Origin of the sequence: Modestobacter roseus (assembly GCF_007994135.1) — a bacterium.
Taxonomy (GTDB): Bacteria; Actinomycetota; Actinomycetes; order Mycobacteriales; family Geodermatophilaceae; genus Modestobacter; species Modestobacter roseus.
In genome coordinates this window covers 4,129,512-4,146,618 of sequence record NZ_VLKF01000001.1, presented here as the reverse complement: position 1 = coordinate 4,146,618, position 17,107 = coordinate 4,129,512, and the positions used below count along the sequence as shown (strand labels likewise).

Annotated in this window: 16 protein-coding genes, 2 tRNA genes, 1 other RNA gene and 1 pseudogene; 12 read left to right on the top strand and 8 right to left on the bottom strand. The window is 75.5% G+C overall.

The window, feature by feature from the left end:
* Positions 1–2: 2 nt before the first annotated feature.
* Together JD78_RS19830 and ffs are read right to left on the bottom strand one after the other, a co-directional pair.
* Positions 3–668 carry a YceI family protein gene (locus JD78_RS19830; protein WP_153360572.1) on the bottom strand — a complete coding sequence of 222 codons (666 nt, stop codon included), beginning with the start codon at positions 666–668 and terminating at the stop codon, positions 3–5.
* A gap of 41 nt (positions 669–709) precedes the next feature.
* An RNA gene (gene ffs, locus JD78_RS19825) (signal recognition particle sRNA small type) lies at positions 710–805 on the bottom strand.
* Positions 806–871: 66 nt separating this feature from the next.
* Here ffs and JD78_RS19820 point away from each other — a divergent pair.
* Positions 872–1,723 (top strand): annotated as a pseudogene (locus tag JD78_RS19820) (DMT family transporter); the annotation flags it as partial.
* Between the two features lie 66 nt (positions 1,724–1,789).
* On the opposite strand, the gene JD78_RS19815 reads toward JD78_RS19820, so the two are convergent.
* Positions 1,790–1,874, bottom strand: a tRNA-Ser gene (locus tag JD78_RS19815).
* A 139-nt stretch (positions 1,875–2,013) separates the two neighbouring features.
* Here JD78_RS19815 and JD78_RS19810 point away from each other — a divergent pair.
* Positions 2,014–2,364, top strand: coding sequence for a hypothetical protein (locus tag JD78_RS19810; RefSeq protein ID WP_153360570.1), 351 nt, complete (start codon positions 2,014–2,016; stop codon positions 2,362–2,364).
* A 43-nt stretch (positions 2,365–2,407) separates the two neighbouring features.
* Positions 2,408–4,102 carry a serine/threonine-protein kinase gene (locus JD78_RS21835; protein WP_208104161.1) on the top strand — a complete coding sequence of 565 codons (1,695 nt, stop codon included), beginning with the start codon at positions 2,408–2,410 and terminating at the stop codon, positions 4,100–4,102.
* A gap of 43 nt (positions 4,103–4,145) precedes the next feature.
* On the opposite strand, the gene JD78_RS19800 is transcribed toward JD78_RS21835, so the two are convergent.
* From JD78_RS19800 to JD78_RS19790, 3 genes are all read right to left on the bottom strand, one after another.
* Positions 4,146–4,233: transfer RNA gene (locus tag JD78_RS19800), tRNA-Ser, on the bottom strand.
* A 10-nt stretch (positions 4,234–4,243) separates the two neighbouring features.
* Positions 4,244–4,732, bottom strand: a complete 489-nt coding sequence (locus tag JD78_RS19795; RefSeq protein WP_228395173.1) for a nucleoside deaminase — start codon at positions 4,730–4,732, stop codon at positions 4,244–4,246.
* A complete protein-coding gene (locus JD78_RS19790; protein WP_153360568.1) occupies positions 4,729–5,238 on the bottom strand; it encodes a tRNA adenosine deaminase-associated protein in 510 nt (169 codons plus the stop codon). The genes JD78_RS19795 and JD78_RS19790 overlap by 4 nt, the downstream gene beginning before the upstream one ends.
* 11 nt (positions 5,239–5,249) lie before the next feature.
* On the opposite strand from JD78_RS19790, the gene JD78_RS19785 reads away from it, so the two are divergent.
* Positions 5,250–6,218, top strand: a complete 969-nt coding sequence (locus JD78_RS19785; RefSeq protein WP_153360566.1) for a prephenate dehydrogenase — start codon at positions 5,250–5,252, stop codon at positions 6,216–6,218.
* A 50-nt stretch (positions 6,219–6,268) separates the two neighbouring features.
* Complete coding sequence (locus tag JD78_RS19780; RefSeq protein ID WP_153360564.1) at positions 6,269–6,535, top strand: DUF2630 family protein; 267 nt, start codon at positions 6,269–6,271, stop codon at positions 6,533–6,535.
* Here JD78_RS19780 and JD78_RS19775 read toward each other — a convergent pair.
* Positions 6,523–7,749, bottom strand: coding sequence for a PucR family transcriptional regulator (locus JD78_RS19775; RefSeq protein WP_153360562.1), 1,227 nt, complete (start codon positions 7,747–7,749; stop codon positions 6,523–6,525). The two genes, JD78_RS19780 and JD78_RS19775, sit on opposite strands and share 13 nt — an antisense overlap.
* 178 nt (positions 7,750–7,927) lie before the next feature.
* On the opposite strand from JD78_RS19775, the gene JD78_RS19770 reads away from it, so the two are divergent.
* The 7 genes from JD78_RS19770 (at position 7,928) to JD78_RS19740 (ending at position 16,004) form a co-directional block, all read left to right on the top strand.
* Positions 7,928–8,806, top strand: coding sequence for an ABC transporter ATP-binding protein (locus JD78_RS19770; RefSeq protein ID WP_153360560.1), 879 nt, complete (start codon positions 7,928–7,930; stop codon positions 8,804–8,806).
* Positions 8,799–9,554, top strand: coding sequence for an ABC transporter ATP-binding protein (locus tag JD78_RS19765; RefSeq protein ID WP_153360558.1), 756 nt, complete (start codon positions 8,799–8,801; stop codon positions 9,552–9,554). The genes JD78_RS19770 and JD78_RS19765 overlap by 8 nt, the downstream gene beginning before the upstream one ends.
* A 26-nt stretch (positions 9,555–9,580) precedes the next feature.
* Positions 9,581–10,465 carry a branched-chain amino acid ABC transporter permease gene (locus JD78_RS19760; protein WP_153360556.1) on the top strand — a complete coding sequence of 295 codons (885 nt, stop codon included), beginning with the start codon at positions 9,581–9,583 and terminating at the stop codon, positions 10,463–10,465.
* A gap of 3 nt (positions 10,466–10,468) precedes the next feature.
* On the top strand, positions 10,469–11,623 hold the full coding sequence (locus JD78_RS19755; protein WP_153360555.1) for a branched-chain amino acid ABC transporter permease: 1,155 nt from the start codon (positions 10,469–10,471) through the stop codon (positions 11,621–11,623).
* A 78-nt stretch (positions 11,624–11,701) separates the two neighbouring features.
* Positions 11,702–13,057 (top strand): ABC transporter substrate-binding protein, encoded by a 1,356-nt coding sequence (locus JD78_RS19750; RefSeq protein WP_228395172.1) that lies wholly within the window; start codon positions 11,702–11,704, stop codon positions 13,055–13,057.
* A gap of 147 nt (positions 13,058–13,204) precedes the next feature.
* Complete coding sequence (locus JD78_RS19745) at positions 13,205–14,179, top strand: UDP-glucuronic acid decarboxylase family protein (RefSeq protein ID WP_424991698.1); 975 nt, start codon at positions 13,205–13,207, stop codon at positions 14,177–14,179.
* Positions 14,180–14,339: 160 nt separating this feature from the next.
* Positions 14,340–16,004, top strand: coding sequence for a substrate-binding domain-containing protein (locus JD78_RS19740; RefSeq protein WP_153360551.1), 1,665 nt, complete (start codon positions 14,340–14,342; stop codon positions 16,002–16,004).
* 117 nt (positions 16,005–16,121) lie between these two features.
* Here JD78_RS19740 and JD78_RS19735 read toward each other — a convergent pair whose 3' ends face one another.
* The gene (locus tag JD78_RS19735; protein WP_243731093.1) at positions 16,122–17,030 is read right to left on the bottom strand and encodes a glycosyltransferase family 9 protein; all 909 of its coding nucleotides are present in this window, start codon (positions 17,028–17,030) and stop codon (positions 16,122–16,124) included.
* Between the last annotated feature and the right edge of the window lie 77 nt (positions 17,031–17,107).

Here is a 17,107-nt window from a genome sequence, read left to right as displayed (position 1 = left end):
GGTCACATGGTCAGCCGGAGGAACATCTCGACGGCGCCGGTGTCCTCGACCCGGACGAAGCCCAGGTCAGGCGGCTCGATGCCGAAGTCGGCGAAGGTCACCGGCACCGCGCCGGAGACCTCGACGCCGTCGGCGGTGCGGACGACGGAGAAGTCGCCGGTCACCTGCTGCGTCGCGCCGGCGAGGGTGAGCTCCCCGGTCACCGGCACGGTCACCGGGGTGCCGGTGAGCTCGGGCAGGTCGACCGGCTCGGTCACGGTGAAGGTCGAGGTGGGGTTCGCGGCGACGTCCATCACGTTGTCCCGGAAGTAGCCGTCCCGCCGGTCGCTGTCGGTGGTGATCGAGGCGACGTCGACGGTCACCTCGGCCTCGGTCAGGTCACCCTCGGCGACGACCACCGAGCCGGTGACCTCCTCCGTGGTGCCGGCCACGGTGACGTCCGCGCCGTTGAGCACCTCGTCGACCCGGTAGCCGGCCGTGGAGCCGGGGCCGATCGTCCAGGTGCCGTCGGTGTCGGCGGTCAGCTCGACGTCCTCCGGCTGGGCCTGCACGGTGGGCGCGGGTGCGGCGTCGTCCTGCAGTGCGGCGTAGACCAGCGGGCCGAGGACGGCTCCGGCCGCCACCACGAGCGCCACGGCGAGCACGATCCACCAGGTGCGACGGGTCATGGGGGCAGTGGACCGCACGGACCTGGGAGGAGGCTGGGAACGCAAGGGACCCCCCGCACACCCGCCAGAGCCCGCTTATCCTTGCTGCCTTCCGGCCCTGGGGAGGTTCACAGGGTGACGCCGTACGAGGGGTCGGGTCCCACTGTAGAGGACGCCGGGAACCCGGCTGCCGCCCCTCCGGCCCGCGGCTAGGCTCCCGCGCCATGTCCCCCGGCCCCGTGGTCCCGGTCGCGTCGGCCCCGCCGACGCCCGCCCCGTCGGCCCGGGGCTTCGCCCTCGTCGTCCTCGCCGCCCTGTGCTGGGGCACCTCCGGGGTGAGCGGCGACCTGGTCGCCCGGCGCACCGACCTCGACCCGCTCGACGTCGCCTGGCACCGGATGGCGATCGGGGCGGCCGCGCTGCTGGCCGTGCATGCGCTGACCCGCCGTCGTCGCACCGCCCCACGCGCGCCGCTGACCGCCCCGGTGCGCACCCGGCTGCTGCTGGTCGGCGCCGGGCTGGCGGTCTACCAGAGCGCCTACTTCGCCGCCGTCGCCACCGCGGGCGTGAGCATCGCCACCCTGGTGGCGCTGGGGCTGGCCCCGCTGCTGGTCGCCGTCGGTGCGGCCGTGCTCGGGCACGGCCGGCCGGACCGGGCGACGACGGCGGCGCTGGCGGTGGCGCTGGTCGGGCTGGTGCTGCTGGTCGGGGTGTCGGCCGGTGCCGACGCCGGGGACACCGTGCTGCTGGGCGCGCTGGCCGCGGTCGGCTGCGCGGTGGCCTACGCCGGGGTGGTGCTGGCCTCGGCCGGGGTGCCCGACGGCGTGCCGACGACGACGGCCGGGTTCACCCTCGGCGCGCTGCTGCTGACCCCGGTGGCGCTGGTCGCCGGGCTCGACCTGACCGGCGACCCGCTGGCGCTGGGCACGTTGGTCTACCTGGGTGTGGTGCCCAGCGCGCTGGCCTACGGCCTGTTCTTCACCGGGGTGCGCACGGTGCCGGCGGCGGTCGCCTCGATCGTGACGCTGCTCGAGCCGCTGACCGCGACGGCGCTGGCCACCGCGCTGCTGGGCGAGCGGCTCGCCCCGACCGCGCTGGCCGGGGGGGCCCTGATGCTCGGCGCCGTGACGGCGCTCTACCTGCGGAGGATGGGAGATTCGAACTCCCGAGGGCTTGCACCCAACCCGCTTTCCAAGCGAGCGCCATAGGCCACTAGGCGAATCCTCCAGTGCCGGGCACTCTACCGGGCAGCCACACGCGCGTCAGCCGCCGCCCCCGACCCGCCCGGCCGACGCGGGACGGGGGTGGTTGAGTGAGCCGGACCGGAGGGCGACCGCCGGCAGCCGCAGCGACCGGGAGGAGCCCGATGAGCGAGACCGAGCAGGTGCGTCCCGAGGTGGTGGCCGCGATCGTCACCGCCCTGCGGGAGACCGACCCGAGCAACCTCCCCGCCGACGCGACCCGCGCGGAGAAGGACGCCGCGAAGGACACCTACCTGTCCGGCATGGTCGCCGAGCGCGCGCAGCGCGACCGGCAGACCCGGGCCTGGGAGCTGCTGCTCACCCGCAGCCACCAGGAAGAGCCGCCGAGCTGGTCGCAGCTGTTCGACGAGCTGCCCGAGGCGTCGCTGGCCGAGTTGGGCGAGCTGTACGACGCCCTGCCCGAGGGGGCCCAGGCCGAGTACGCCCGCCGGTACGGGGCCCCGGCCTCCGCCTGACCCCAGTGCTCGGACAGCTGCGAGCGCCCGCGGGACGGCGCCGGTGACCGCTCCGGGATCCCGGGTGGCCGGGCGCTACCTGCTGCGCTCCCGGCTCGGCGGCGGCTCGATGGGCGCGGTGTGGCTGGCTCGTGACGAGCTGCTGGGCCGCGACGTCGCGGTCAAGCAGGTGCTCATCCCGGCCGGCAGCGACCCGGAGGCCACCGCCGGGCACCGCGAGGCGGCGATGCGCGAGGGGCGGATCGCCGCCCGGCTCAGCCACCCGCACGCCGTCGCCGTCTACGACATGGTCGACGACGGCGGCACGCCGTGGCTGGTCATGGAGTACCTGCCCTCGCGCAGCCTGGCCCAGGTGCTGCACGACAGCGGCACCCTGCCGGTGACCCAGGTGGCCCAGATCGGCGCCCAGGTGGCCGATGCGCTGGCCGCGGTGCACGCGGCCGGGGTGGTGCACCGGGACGTCAAGCCGGGCAACGTGCTGATCGGCGAGGGCGAGCGCAGCGAGGGCCTGGTCAAGATCACCGACTTCGGCATCTCCCGGGCCACCGGCGACGTGTCGCTGACCCAGACCGGGGTGGTCAAGGGCACGCCGGCCTACCTGGCGCCCGAGGTGGCGCGCGGCCGGGAGCCGGACCAGGCCAGCGACGTCTTCTCCCTGGGCGCCACGCTCTTCGCCTGCCTGGAGGGCACCCCGCCGTTCGGGATGACCGAGAACCCGCTGGAGATGCTCCACCGGGTGGCCGGCGGGGACGTCGCCAAGCCGCGGCACGCCGGGGCGCTCGGCCGGCCGCTGATGCGGATGCTGAACTCCGATCCGCGCAAGCGCCCCTCGATGACCCAGGTCCGCGACCAGCTGGCCCGGCTGGTGGCCGGGAAGGACGGCGACGTCACCGAGGTGCTCGCCGCCCGGACGGCGCTGCCCCCGACGATGGCCGACCTCCGGGCCGTGGACGACGACGGCCGGCCGCTGCCCGCCCCGGCGCACGCGCCGCCGCCCCCGGTCGCCGCCCCGCCGTCCGCCAGCACCCCGTTGTCCTCCCGCACCCCGCCCGCCGGGACGTCGACCGGTGCCCGGCCGGCGTCCGCGCCTCGTCGTCGCCGATCAGGCCGACGGCTCGTGGTCGCGCTGCTCGCCCTGCTGGTCGTCGGTGGGCTGGTCGGTGGCGGCTTCGCGCTCGCCGGGCGGGAGAACGGCGCCGGTGGGCCGACGGCGCAGCGCAGCAGCCCCACGCCGGAGCCCACCACCGAGGCGCGGGCGACGACCGCGGACCCGACGCCCACCCCGACACCGACGCCGACCCCGACACCGACGCCGACCCCCACGCCGACACCGACCTCCACCCCGGCGCCGCCCTCGACTCCCCCGCCGTCCACCAGCGAGCCGGCTCCCCCACCGACCACCGAGCCCCCGGCGCCCGCACCGGACGGCGCGGCTGCGGTGCGCGACGCGGTGACCTCGTACTACGCACTGCTGCCCGGCAACCCGCAGCAGGCGTGGGAGCGCACCGGCCCGCGCCTGCGGGCGGCGATCGGCAGCCGGGCTGCCTACGTGCGCTTCTGGAACCGGTTCAGCGAGGTGCGGCTCGGGGCGGTGTCGGCCGAGAACGGCTCGCTGGTGGCCCGCGCCCCGGTGACCTTCGTCGCCCGCAACGGCGGCACCTCGCCCGAGCAGCACCGGATCGAGCTGGTCCGCGGCGACGGCGGCCAGCTGCTCATCGACTACGACGAGCCGGTGTGAACGCGAGAGGGGCGGCGCCCGGCTGGGCGCCGCCCCTCTCGGCTGGCGGTGGCGGTGGGATTTGAACCCACGGAGGCTTGCACCTCACACGCTTTCGAGGCGTGCTCCTTCGGCCGCTCGGACACGCCACCGCCGGAGAGACTACAGGCCCCGCTTCGCGCGGAAGAAGGCGCGTAGGAGCGCCGCCGACTCCTCGGCCCGGACACCGCCGGTCACCTCGGGCCGGTGGTTGAGCCGACGGTCCCGGACGACGTCCCACAGCGATCCGGCCGCGCCCGCCTTCGGGTCGTCCGCGCCGTAGACCACCCGGGCCACCCGGGCCAGCACGCTCGCACCGGCGCACATGGTGCAGGGCTCGAGCGTGACCACCAGCGTCGCGCCGGTCAGCCGCCACCCGTCGCCGTGCGCCCGCGCGGCCGCCCGCAGGGCCAGCACCTCGGCGTGCGCGGTGGGGTCGCCGAGCTTCTCCCGCTCGTTGGCCGCCTCGGCCAGCACCGCGCCGTCCGACCCGAGGACCACGGCGCCGATCGGGGTGTCACCCCACTGCTGCGCCGCCGCGGCCAGCTCCAGCGCGCGCACCATCGCCGCGTCGACGGCGTCCGGTACGACCCCCGGGACGACGCCGGTCACGGCGCGGCCACCTCGGCCAGCTGGTCGGCGAACCCCAGCCGCGCGGCGATCGCCAGCACCATCTCGTCGGCCCACAGCTCGTCCGACGACAGCAGGGTGGCGAGCTCCTCGGCGGGCAGCCCGGCGTCGGCGAAGAGGTCCAGGTCGCCCCCGGGCCAGCCCTCCTCGTCCTCGTCGAAGGTCGCGTCGTCGACCGGGATGCCGTAGCGCTCGACCGTCTCGGCGGCCAGCAGCCACTCCTGGAAGGTGGCGTCGGAGATCAGCGCCCGCACCATCCCGCCGGGGCCGGGCCGCAGCACGACGAAGTACAGCCGGCTGTCCACGACCAGCACGTACGGGCCGGGCCAGCCCGCGGCGGCGGGCTCGGCGAGGGCGCGCTCGAGGACGGGCAGCTCGTCGGAGGCGTCGGCGGCCAGCAGCTCGCACCGCCAGCCGCCGTCGGCGCGGGCCACCCGCACCGCGAAGCTCGGGCGCAGTCCGGCGCCGGCGTCCGGGAGGGTCGTCATAGCCTCTGATCATGGCCGATGACCCGGTGAGCACGACCCCCGCGCGCCCGGGCCCCTTCCCCGTGCCGACCATGCCGGCCCCGCCGGTCTCGGTGGTCGGCCTGGGCCAGCTGGGCGGGTCGCTGGCCGCCGCGCTCGCCGCCGCCGGGCGGGCGGTGTCCGGCTGGGACGTCGACCCGGCCGCCCGCGCCGCCGCCGAGGAGCACGGCGTCTTCGTGACCCAGGAGCTCACCGGCGTCGTCGTCCTCGCCGTCCCGCTGCCGGCGCTGGGCAGCGCGCTCGACGGGCTGCGGGTCGACCCCGGCGCCACGGTCACCGACGTCGGCTCGGTGAAGGCGCCGGTCCTGGCCGAGCTGGGCGCCGCGTTCGGGGAGCGGTTCGTCGGCGGCCACCCGATGTGCGGCACCGAGCGGTCCGGCCCGGACGCCGTCGACCCCGACTTGTTCCGCGGCGCCCGGTGGGCGCTGTGCCTGGAGCCGGGCACCGACCTGCGCCGCTGGCTGCGGGTGGCCGAGATCGCCCTCGCCGTCGGCGCGGAGGTCGTGCCGGTGACCGCCGCCGAGCACGACGACGCCGTCGCCGCGATCAGCGCCGTCCCGCACCTGCTGGCCGCCGCGCTCGCGGCCGCGGCCGGCGAGGCCGGGCCGCTGGCGCTGTCGCTGGCCGCCGGCAGCTTCCGCGACGGCACGCGGGTCGCCGGCAGCGACCCCGCGTTCGTCACCGCGCTGGTGACCGGCAACGCCGGGCCGGCCGCCGCCGCGCTGGACCGGGTGCGGGCCCAGCTGGACCGCCCCGTGCCCGAGCTGGTCGCCGCCGGGCACGCCGTCCGGGCCGCGCCGGAGCCGGTGCGCCGCCCGGTGCGGGTGCCACTCGAGCGGGCGGCCCTGCTGGCGCTGGGCCGGTCCGGCGGTGCGGTCACCCGCCGGCTGGCCGCGTTCGTGGAGGGCTGGACACCCGAGCCCGGGACACCCCAGGCGTGAGCTCCCCGCTCACGGGGCAAGGGGACGTCGACGCACGAGGAGAGGACGAGATGACCGAGCACGAGCACTCCGAGCACGAGCACCTCGACGACGAGCAGATCCACCAGCGGATCCACGACCTGGCCGAGGAGGAGCGCCGGCTGCGCGAGACCGGCGACCACACCGAGGAGCAGCGCGCCCGGCTGACCCACATCGAGCACGAGCGCGACCAGCTGTGGGACCTGCAGCGCCAGCGGGACGCCAAGCGCCAGTACGACGAGGACCCGGACGAGGCGCAGCCGCGGCCGGAGCCGCAGGTGGAGAACTACCTGCAGTGACGCTCGGCCGGCCGCCGGTGCCCGGTGCCCAGCAGGGCGAGCTGCCACAGCAACCGGGCCCGGGGATCGGTCGCCGAGCGGCCGGTGAGCTGCTCGATCCGGCGCAGCCGGTGCATGACCGTGTTCCGGTGGCAGTACAGCGCGTCGGCGGCGCGGGTCGGTGAGCCGTCGGCGGCCAGCACGGCCGCGAGCGTGCCCAGCAGCAGCTCGCACTCGTCGCCGGGCAGCGCCAGCACCCGGCCCAGGGTCTGCTCCACCAGCCGGTCGGCGATCTCCGGGGCGCTGATCAGCAACGCCTCGGGCAGCCGCTCGTCGATCGGCGCCACCGCGCGGCTGCCGGGTGGCAGCGTCCGGGCCGCGGTGTCGGCCAGCCGCCAGGCGGCCGCGATCGCCGCCGCGCCCTCGACGACGGCGGAGAGCCCGACCGGCCCCTCGGCCAGCTCCGCGAGCCAGTCCGCCAGCTCCCCGGCCCCGCGGTTCCCCAGCGCGACCACCCCGACCTGGGCACCGAAGCGCCAACCCCAGACCGACCGCACCCCGCGCTTGAGCAGCCGGGCCCCGGGGGCGCTCAGCATGGGGGCACCGGCGCCGTCCGGGGGCGCGACGACGCAGACCAGCCGCCCGTCCAGCGGCAGCGCGAGCAGCTCGGCCGCGGCGCGGACGAAGACCGGGTCGTCGCCCCGGCCGCTGAGCAGCCCGTCGAGCACCTGCTGCCGCGCCTGGTCGTCGATGCCCGCCAGCCGCCGCTCCTCGCACCGGTAGGCCTCGGCCAGCGCGGCGCACTGCCGGTCGTTGACGTGCCACACCGAACCGGCCACCTCCAGCAGCAGCTCGCTGTCCCCCGGGGCGTCGGCCTCCTGGGCGGCCCGCCGGAGCTCCTCCCAGGTGACCTGACCGCCGAGCCGGTAGGCGCGCAGCACCGTCTCCAGCGGCATCCCCTGGACCGCCCGTCGCCGGCCCACCTCGCGCGCGGCGTCCAGCGCGGCCTCGCCCCCGTCGTCCCCGCCGGCGACCAGGGTCCGCACCCCGCGCTCCAGGTTCTCCCGGATGGAGGCGTGCAGTTCGGCCAGCACGGCCGGCGACTGGGCCGCGTAGGTGCTCTCGGTGCGCGTCAGGATGCCGGCCATCCGGTCGGCCATCGCGTCGAGCCGGTCCAGCAGCGGCGGCGCGAGCTCCGCCAGCCGGGCTGCCACCTGCGGCCGGAAGGGCTGCACCGGCCACCTCCTCACCGTCACCTCGTTGTGACCTTGGACACAGTGCACAACCACGGCGGGTCATCACTGTGCTGGGCGCCCATTGTGACCCCTCTCACCACACCGCAGGCTCGGAGGCGTCGGGACTCCCCGACGCGACCGGCCCCGCGGGCCGGCGTCGACCCGAGGCAGAGGAGCCGTGGGCCCGTTGGCGGAGCCGAGAGCGACCGCAGGCAGCACCGCCGTCCACCCGCGCGGGAAACGGCAGCGGGCGGACCCTCGGACGTCCCGCCTGGAGCTGACCGGCATCACGGTCGCCTTCGGCGGCGTCACCGCGCTCGCCGACGTCTCGCTCACCGTGGAGCCCGGCCAGGTGCACGGCCTGATCGGCCCGAACGGAGCCGGCAAGACCACGCTGTTCAACGTCGCCTGCGGACTGGTCCGCCCCAGCGGCGGGCAGATGACCTGGCGGGGTGAGCCGGTGCGCCGGCTGCGCCCGCACCAGCTGGCCGGCATGGGCATCGCCCGCACCCTGCAGGGCGTCAACCTCTTCGCCGGGCTCACCGTGCTGGAGAACGTCATGGTCGGCGCGCACCGGCACGCCCGGGCCGGGTTCGCCTCCGCCCTGCTCGCCCTGCCGCGCTCGGATCGCGACGAGCGGGCACTGCGCGCCCGGGCCACCGCCGCGCTGGCCGACCTCGGCGCGGAGCGGTACGCCGGCGCGTACCCCGGCGGGCTGCCCTACCCGCTGCAGAAGCGGGTCGCGCTGGCCCGGGCGCTGGCCTGCGACCCGGACCTGCTGCTGCTCGACGAGCCGGCCAGCGGACTGGCCGAGGACGAGATGCGCGAGCTGGGCGAGCTGATCCGCACCCTCTCCGGCCGGATGAGCGTGCTGCTGGTCGAGCACCACATGGACCTGGTGATGCGGGTGTGCGACCGGATCACCGTGCTCGACTCCGGCCGGCGGATCTCCGCCGGCACGCCCGCCGAGGTGCAGGCCGACCCCGCCGTCACCGAGGCCTACCTCGGGGACGAGGTCGGGACGGCCGGCGCGGCCGAGCCGGTGCGGCATGACTGAGCCGGCCGGCGGCAGCACCGCGGTCGCGCCCCGGCGCGGGTCCACGCTGCTGGAGGTCAGCGAGCTCACCGCCGCGTACGGGCCGGTGCGGGCACTGGACGGCGTCTCGCTCCGGGCCGGCACCGGGGAGATCACCGCGGTGCTGGGCGCCAACGGCGCCGGGAAGACGACGCTGCTGCGCACGATCAGCGGGCTGGTCCGTTCCTCGTCGGGGCGGGTCACCCTCGACGGCGAGGACATCACCGCCGCCCCGGTCGAGGTGATGGTGCGCAAGGGCATGGCGCACGTGCCCGAGGGCCGCGGCGTGATCGCCGAGCTGACCGTCGAGGAGAACCTCCGGGTCGGCGCGCTGTTCCGCGGCAAGGTCGGCCGGGCGGAGTTCGACCGGGTCTACGACCTCTTCCCCCGGATCGCCGAACGGCGGGACAACCCGGCGCACACCCTCTCCGGGGGCGAGCGGCAGATGCTCGTCATCGGCCGGGCGCTGCTGGCCCAGCCGCGGATGCTGCTGCTCGACGAGCCCTCGCTCGGCCTCGCGCCCCGGATCGTGGCGCAGATCTTCGCGCTGCTGCGCGAGCTGGTCGACCGCGACGGGTTGTCGGTGCTGCTGGTGGAGCAGAACGCGCGCAGCGCGCTGTCGGTCGCCGACGTCGGCATCGTGCTCAACCTCGGCCGGGTGGTCGCCACCGACTCCGCCGCCGCCCTGCTGGCCGACGAGCAGCTCCGGCACGCCTACCTCGGCTTCTGACCGCCCGACAGGAGGACACCCGCACCGTGCAGTACTTCGTGAACGTCACCCTCACCGGGCTGACCGAGGGCATGGTCTACGCCGCCTTCGCCCTGGCCCTGGTGCTGATCTGGCGGTCCACCCGGATCGTCAACTTCGCCCAGGGCTCGATGGCGGCCGCGACGACGTTCATCGCGCTGGCGCTGATCCAGGACGGGCAGTCCTACTGGGTCGCGCTGGTCGTGGCGCTGGCCTCGGGGTTCGTGCTGGGCGCCGTCGTCGAGCGGGTGGTGATCCGGCCGGTCGAGGGCGGCCCGGAGCTGAACGCCGTCATCGTGACCCTGGGCCTGTTCGTCGCCATCCAGGCCGGCATCGCGATCGTGTTCGGCTCCTCGTTCCAGTCCTTCGGCACCCCGTTCGGGCTGCAGGGCTTCCAGGTCGGCGACGACCGGATCGCGCTGACCCCCAACAGCGTCTTCGTCATCGTCTCGGTGCTGCTGACCATGGCCCTGCTGGTGGTGCTCTTCCGGTTCACCCGGGTCGGGCTGGCGATGCGGGCCTCGGCCTTCGGCCAGGAGGTGGCCCGGCTGCTCGGCGTCCGGGTCGGCCGGATGCTCACCCTGGGCTGGGCGCTGGCCGCCGTCGTCGGCTCGCTCGCCGGGCTGCTCATCGCCGGCGGGGAGTTCGTCTACCCCGCCTACATGGACAGCCTCATCGTCTTCGGCTTCGTCGCCGCGGTGCTCGGCGGGCTGGACTCCCCCGTCGGCGCCATCGTCGGCGGGCTGGTGCTCGGCCTGGCGCTGAGCTACGTCAGCGGCTACGTCGAGCGCGGCAGCGCGCTGGTCAACGTCGCCGCCCTGGCGATCCTGATGGTGGTCCTGCTGGTCCGCCCCGGTGGCCTGTTCGCCAGCAGCACGGCCCGGAGGGCATGACCCATGAGCGACCTGCAGAGCCCGGCCGCGCCCGCCGGCCGCGCCGACGACGAGGCCCCCGGCCCGGCGACCGCCGCTGCCGACGAGCCCACCCCCACCGGACGCCGCACCCTGCTGCCCGGCTCGACCCTGCTGCGGCACCTGCTCGTGCTGGCTGTCGCCGCCGTCGGTGCGGTGGTGCTGCTGGAGATCACCGACCCGTTCACCAACTCCCAGCTGGCGACGCTGAGCTACTACGCCATCGCCGCCGGCGGGCTGACCGTGCTGACCGGCATGAACGGGCAGATCTCCCTCGGCCACGGCGCGCTGATGGCGGTCGGCGCGTACACCACCGCGCTGTTCCTCTCCGCGGAGGAGCCGCTGCCCCTGCCGCTCATCCTGCTGGCCGCCGTCGTGGTGGCCACCGCGGTCGGTGCGCTGGTCGGCGTCGCCGCCGCCCGGCTGCACGGCCCCTACCTGGCCGGCGCCACGCTCGCCCTCGCCGTCGGCCTGCCCGGTCTGGCGATCTACTTCCACGACCTCCTCGGCGGTGAGCAGGGCCTGCGGGTGCGGGCGCCCCGGGCTCCGGAGGCGTTCGACTCGTTCATCAGCGCCGTCTCGGGCAACGCGGCCAGCAACACCAAGTGGCTGGCCTACCTCGGGGCGATCTGCCTGCTGATCACCTACTTCCTGCTCGCCAACCTGGTGCACAGCCGGATCGGCCGCACCTGGCGCGCGGTGCGCGACCAGGAGGTCGCCGCCGAGCTGGCCGGGATCGACCTCGGCCTGTGGCGGGTGCTCGCCTTCACCGTCAGCGCGGCCGCCGCCGGGCTGGCCGGCGGGGTGCTGGCGCTGGTCGTGCGGCTCGCCGCCCCCAGCGGCTTCACGCTGGTGCTGTCGCTGTCGCTGCTGACCGCGATCGTCATCGGCGGGCTCGGCAGCCTGCTCGGCGCGCTGCTCGGCTCGGCCCTGCTGGTCTTCCTGCCGCCCTTCGTCACCGACCTCGGCAGCGACTGGGGCCTGAACGACACCGAGGCGGCCCAGCTGGCCCCGTTCGTCTACGGCGTGGTGCTCGTCGTCGTGATGATCTTCGCGCCCGCCGGCGTCGTCGGCACCGTCCGCCGGCGCTGGCTCACCCGCCGCGCCACGCGGTCGGCGGCCGGTCCGAGCGGGGGGTGAGGTCGACCCGGCGCCCCGCTCCCTCGTCCCCCACCCACTCCCGGGCAACGACGCCCGGGCCGCACCAGAGGAGCACCGTTGTCCAGATCCTCCCGACGTCTCGCCACCACCCTGACCGCGGCCGCCGCCGTCGCCACCCTCGCCGCCTGCGGCGGTGGTGACGACGGCGGGGGTGGCGGGGGTGGCGGCGGTGGCGATGCCGGGGCCAACGAGGCCTCCGACATCGGTGTCACCGAGACCTCGATCAAGCTCGGCGCCCACTTCCCGCTGACCGGGGTCGCCGCCCCGGGGTACAGCGAGATCCCGACCGGCTCGCAGGCCTACTACGACTGCGTCAACGAGGCGGGCGGGGTCAACGGCCGCGAGATCGAGTACGTCTACCGCGACGACGCCTACAACCCGACGAACACCAGCCAGGTGGTGCAGCAGCTGGTCCTGGAGGACGAGGTCTTCGCGATCGTCGGCGGCCTGGGCACCCCCACGCACAGCGCCGTCCTGGACTTCCTCAACAGCGAGGGCGTGCCCGACCTGTTCGTCTCCTCCGGCTCGCTGCTGTGGGGCGAGGACCCGGAGACCAACCCCTACACGTTCGGCTGGCAGACCGACTACATGAGCGAGGGGAAGATCATCGGCCAGTACATCGCCGAGGAGTTCCCCGACGCCCAGGTGGGGCTGTTCCTGCAGGACGACGACTTCGGCGAGGACGGCGAGGCCGGCATCCGGGAGTACATCGACGACCAGGTCGTGGCCGCCGAGCGGTACACCCCGGGCAACACCAACATCGGCCCGCAGATCGCCGCGCTGCAGGCCGCCGGGGCCGACTTCGTCGTCGGCTTCAACGTGCCCAGCTACACCGCGCTGTCCCAGCTCGCCGCCCTGCAGCTGGGCTACGACCCGCAGTGGTTCTACTCCAACGTCGGATCCGACCCGACGCTGGTGGGCAGCCTGCTGAACAACTTCTCCCAGGGCCAGGTGAGCGACGCCAGCCTGCTCGACGGCGCGCTGACCACCGACTACCTGCCGACGGTCGACGAGCCCGACGACCCGTGGGTGCAGGAGTTCCAGCGCATCTGGGACGAGTGCGGCGGTGAGGGCGAGCTGACCAACTACCGGATCTACGGCATGGCGCAGGCGTACACGACCGTGCAGGCGCTGCAGGCCGCCGGGCAGAACCCGACCCGGGAGGGTCTGGTGGAGGCCATCGAGGAGGTCGGCAGCGAGTGGGAGGGGCCGGTGCTGGCGCCGTTCCGCTACTCCGCGGACAGCCACATGGGCACCAGCGGGATGTCGATCAGCCGGATCACCGGCACCTCCACCGAGGAGGTCCAGCCGGTGATGACCACCGACATCGGCGACGCCGAGATCGAGCCCTTCGACGGCGAGCAGGCGCCGCCGCCGCCCAACGGCATCCCGGACGAGGAGCCGGTGGACTGACGAGGACCCTGGCCGCCGGCTCCTCCGGGAGCCGGCGGCCGCGACACTTCGGGGCCGAAGTGTTTCCCGAGTTGATCTCCGGGTAGGCCCGCCGGGGCCGGGTGCCCGGCAGTGGACGGCGGGACGAGGGAGCGGCAGACGATGGCGGTGCGCAGCACACGGGAGATCCGGCGCGCGGTGGTGACCGGCGGGGCCGGCTTCCTGGGCTCCCACCTGTGCGAGCACCTGCTCGACCGCGGGGTCGAGGTGGTCTGCCTGGACAACTTCCTCACCGGTTCCCCGGAGAACGTCCTGCACCTGATGGAGCGGCCCGGCTTCCGGCTGGTCCGGTGCGACGTCACCGACTACGTGCACGTGCCCGGCCCGGTCGACCTGGTGCTGCACTTCGCCTCCCCGGCCAGCCCGGTCGACTACCTGAAGATGCCGATCGAGACGCTCAAGGTCGGCAGCCTCGGCACGCTGCACACGCTGGGTCTGGCCAAGGAGAAGGGCGCCCGCTACGTGCTGGCCTCCACCTCGGAGGTCTACGGCGACCCGCTGGAGCACCCGCAGCGCGAGGAGTACTGGGGCAACGTCAACCCGGTCGGCCCGCGCGGGGTCTACGACGAGGCGAAGCGGTTCAGCGAGGCGCTGACCACCGCGTACCGCACCTCGCAGGACACCGACACCGCGATCGTGCGGATCTTCAACACCTACGGCCCGCGGATGCGCCCCGACGACGGCCGGGCCATCCCGGCCTTCGTCGGCCAGGCGCTGGCCGGCCGGCCGCTGACCGTCGCCGGCGACGGCTCGCAGACGCGGTCCATCTGCTACGTCGACGACACCGTGCGGGGCATCCTGGCGCTGGCGTTCTCCACCGAGACCGGCCCGGTGAACATCGGCAACCCCGACGAGCTGTCCATGCTCGACCTGGCCCGCTGGATCGTGCGGCTGACCGGTTCGGCGTCCGAGATCGGCTTCATCGACCTGCCGGTCGACGACCCGAAGGTGCGCCGTCCCGACACCACCCGGGCGCAGCAGCTGCTCGACTGGCAGCCGCAGGTGCCGTCCGAGGAGGGGCTGCGGCGCACCGTCGACTGGTTCGCCGCCCAGCGGGAGTTGCTCGCCGCGCACGTCGGCTGACTCCTCCTCACGCAGGGTAACCACCTGGGCACTGCGAGCCGATCTGAGGCCTCCCCCTGCACAGCAGAGCTGGGTAGAGTTCCGGCCGACCCGAGCCCCGGGGGCGTCGTCGACGCGCACCGGTGTGCCGCACGGGGCCGACGACCTACGGAGAAGCCAGATGGGGCGCCACGCCCAGACGCGCACCGGATCCGGGCTGCCCGCCCGCCCGGCCCTGCTCGCCGGGCTCGCCGCCCTGCTCGTCGTCGTGATCGGTGGGGGCCTGCTCGTCTGGGGGCTGTCCGGCTCGGGCGACACCGCGTCCGCCGAGGGCTGCGCCGACGAGCAGACCGTGCGCGTGGCCGTCGCACCGGAGATCGGTGACCTGGTCGAGCAGCTGCTCGCCGAGCCGATCGAGCTGGGCGGCGATGCCTGCGCCGTCGCCGAGGTGACCGCCCGCGAGCCGCTGCAGACCCTCGCCGGGCTGGGCTCCCTGGACGCCGAGCAGCTCCCGGACGTGTGGGTGCCGGACTCCTCGCTGTGGGCCGCTCGCGCGGGTGCCGACGCCGGCCTGGAGCCGGCGGGGTCGCTGGCCACCTCCCCGCTGGTGCTGGCCACCAGCCGCGCGGCCGCGGAGGAGCTCGGCTGGACGGAGAACCCGCCCAGCTGGGGTGACGTGCTGGACACCGACCGCGCCCTGGCCGTCCCCGACCTGACCGCCAGCGCCGAGGGGCTCTCCGTCCTCGCCGCCGTCCGCCAGTCCCTGGGTGGCGACGAGGAGGCCGACAACGCCGTCGTCTCGGCCGTGCTCGCCGCGGCTCGCGGTGAGGTGCCGACGGCCGGCGACGGGCTCACCGCCGGCCTGGCCGGTGGCGCCGACGCCCCGCTCGTCCCGGTCAGCGAGCAGGAGGTGCTGGCCACCAACGCCGGCACCGAGGACGCCGCGCTCGTCGCCGTCTACCCCACCGAGGGCTCCCCCGCGCTGGACTACCCGGTGCTGCGGGTGACCGCCACCCCCGAGGCCGAGCGCCCCGCCACCGACGCGGTGGTCGCCGCCCTCACCTCCGACGCCGCCGACGAGGCGGTCCGCGAGGCCGGGTTCCGCGACCGCACCGGCGCCGCGCCGGCCGGGGCCGGCGAGGGGTCCGGGGTGCGCGAGGAGGCCCCGGAGACCCTGACCCTGGACCCGGCGGCGACGCAGACGCTGCTCGGCCGGGTGGCCAGCCTGGCCACACCGTCCCGGCTGCTGACCGTCGTCGACGTCTCCACCTCGATGGAGGCCGAGGTCGGCGACGGCACGCGGGCCACCCTGGCCCGGGACGCGACGCTCAGCGCGCTCGGCCTGCTGCCGGACTCGCACTCCGGCGGCGTGTGGTCCTTCGCCTACCAGCTGGAGGGCGAGCGGGACTGGCAGGAGCTCGCCCCGCTGCGCACCTTCGGCGCCGAGGTCGACGGTCGCACGCACCGGCAGGTCGTCGAGGAGCAGCTGCGCAGCATCCCCGACCGGCTGCGGCCCGGCGGCACCGGCCTCTACGACACGACGCTGGCCGCGGTGCGCGCCGCCCGGGACGCCTACGACCCCGGGTCGGTGAACTCGGTCGTGCTGATCACCGACGGGGAGAACGAGGACAGCAGCGGACTGCAGCTGGACGCGCTGCTGGAGACGCTGCGCGCGGAGGCCGACCCGGACCGCCCGGTGAAGGTCATCGGCATCGCGCTCGGCCCGGACGCCGACCTCGCCGCGCTGGAGCAGATCGGCGAGGCGACCGGCGGTGCGGCCTACCAGGCGCTGGACCCCGAGGACCTGCAGGCCACCCTCTTCGACGCCATCCGCCGCCGGGGGTAGGAGCCATCACCGTGGAGACACTCCTGATCGTCCTCGCGACGATCGCTGTCCTGGCTGCAGTCGGAGCGCGGATCTGGTTCTTCTACGGGCGGAAGTAACCCGGCACGCCAGGACCGCTCAGACCCGGGACAGCAGTCCGTCGACGGCGGTGGTGACCTCCTCGACGGTCACCTGCGCCAGCGCGGGGTCGAGCTCGGTGCCGTGGGGGTCGCCGGTGCCGTCCCCGTGCCACAGCACCCGGTGCTGCTCGCGGGGCGGCGGCCCCCACAGCGCCGGGGACACCGGGCCGAACAGCACCACCGACGGACGGCGGTAGGCGGTCGCCAGGTGGGCCACCCCGGTGTCGCCGCACACCACCACGCGGGCGGCGGCGACCACGGCGGCCAGCTCCAGCGACGTCGTCCGGCCGGCCAGCACCGCGTCGTCGGGGAGCCCGGCGCCGGCGGCGACCCGCTCCGCCAGCTCCCGTTCGGCGGGCCCGCCGGTGACCACGACCCGGTGCCCGGCGGCAGCCAGGTGCCGGGCCACGGCGGCGAACCGCTCCGGGGGCCAGCGCCGGCCGGGGAACGCGGCCCCGGGGTGCACGACCGCGACGTCCCGCACGACCGGGTCGACGTCCGGGACGGCCAGGTCCAACGCGTCGGGGTCGCACGCGACGTCCAGGCCCTCGGAGACCAGCCGGCACCAGCGGCGCACCTCGTGCTCGTCGGCGTACCAGGTGGGGCCGGGCCAGCCGGGGCTGGCGAAGGTGAGCAGCCGCCGCGGGCGGAGGTCGCCGACGACGACGTGCGACAGCGGGCCCTTGCCGTGCAGGTCGACGGCGAGCTCGGCGGGCGGGCCGGACCAGTCCAGCGGCTGGAGCTCGACCGCGGGCAGCACCTCGTCGACCGCGTCGATCAGCTCCGCCAGCGGTCGCAGCGCGGCGGTGGTCGCCAGCACCAGCCGGTGGTCGGGGACGGCCGCCCGGATCCCGCGGATCGCCGGCACCCCGGTGAGCAGGTCCCCCAGCCCCAGCGGCCGCAGCACCACCGCCGTTGGTGAGTTGCTGGAACGGCCCTGCTGCAGGGGCCCGCGGCGAGCCTGCGAGTCGTGGGGGGAAGAGG

Coding starts and splice junctions, on each gene's coding strand:
- JD78_RS19830 (WP_153360572.1), bottom strand. CDS start 668: ATGACCCGTCGCACCTGGTGGATCGTGCTCGCCGTGGCGCTCGTGGTG.
- JD78_RS19810 (WP_153360570.1), top strand. CDS start 2,014: ATGAGCGAGACCGAGCAGGTGCGTCCCGAGGTGGTGGCCGCGATCGTC.
- JD78_RS19790 (WP_153360568.1), bottom strand. CDS start 5,238: ATGACGACCCTCCCGGACGCCGGCGCCGGACTGCGCCCGAGCTTCGCG.
- JD78_RS19785 (WP_153360566.1), top strand. CDS start 5,250: ATGGCCGATGACCCGGTGAGCACGACCCCCGCGCGCCCGGGCCCCTTC.
- JD78_RS19780 (WP_153360564.1), top strand. CDS start 6,269: ATGACCGAGCACGAGCACTCCGAGCACGAGCACCTCGACGACGAGCAG.
- JD78_RS19765 (WP_153360558.1), top strand. CDS start 8,799: ATGACTGAGCCGGCCGGCGGCAGCACCGCGGTCGCGCCCCGGCGCGGG.
- JD78_RS19755 (WP_153360555.1), top strand. CDS start 10,469: ATGAGCGACCTGCAGAGCCCGGCCGCGCCCGCCGGCCGCGCCGACGAC.
- JD78_RS19740 (WP_153360551.1), top strand. CDS start 14,340: ATGGGGCGCCACGCCCAGACGCGCACCGGATCCGGGCTGCCCGCCCGC.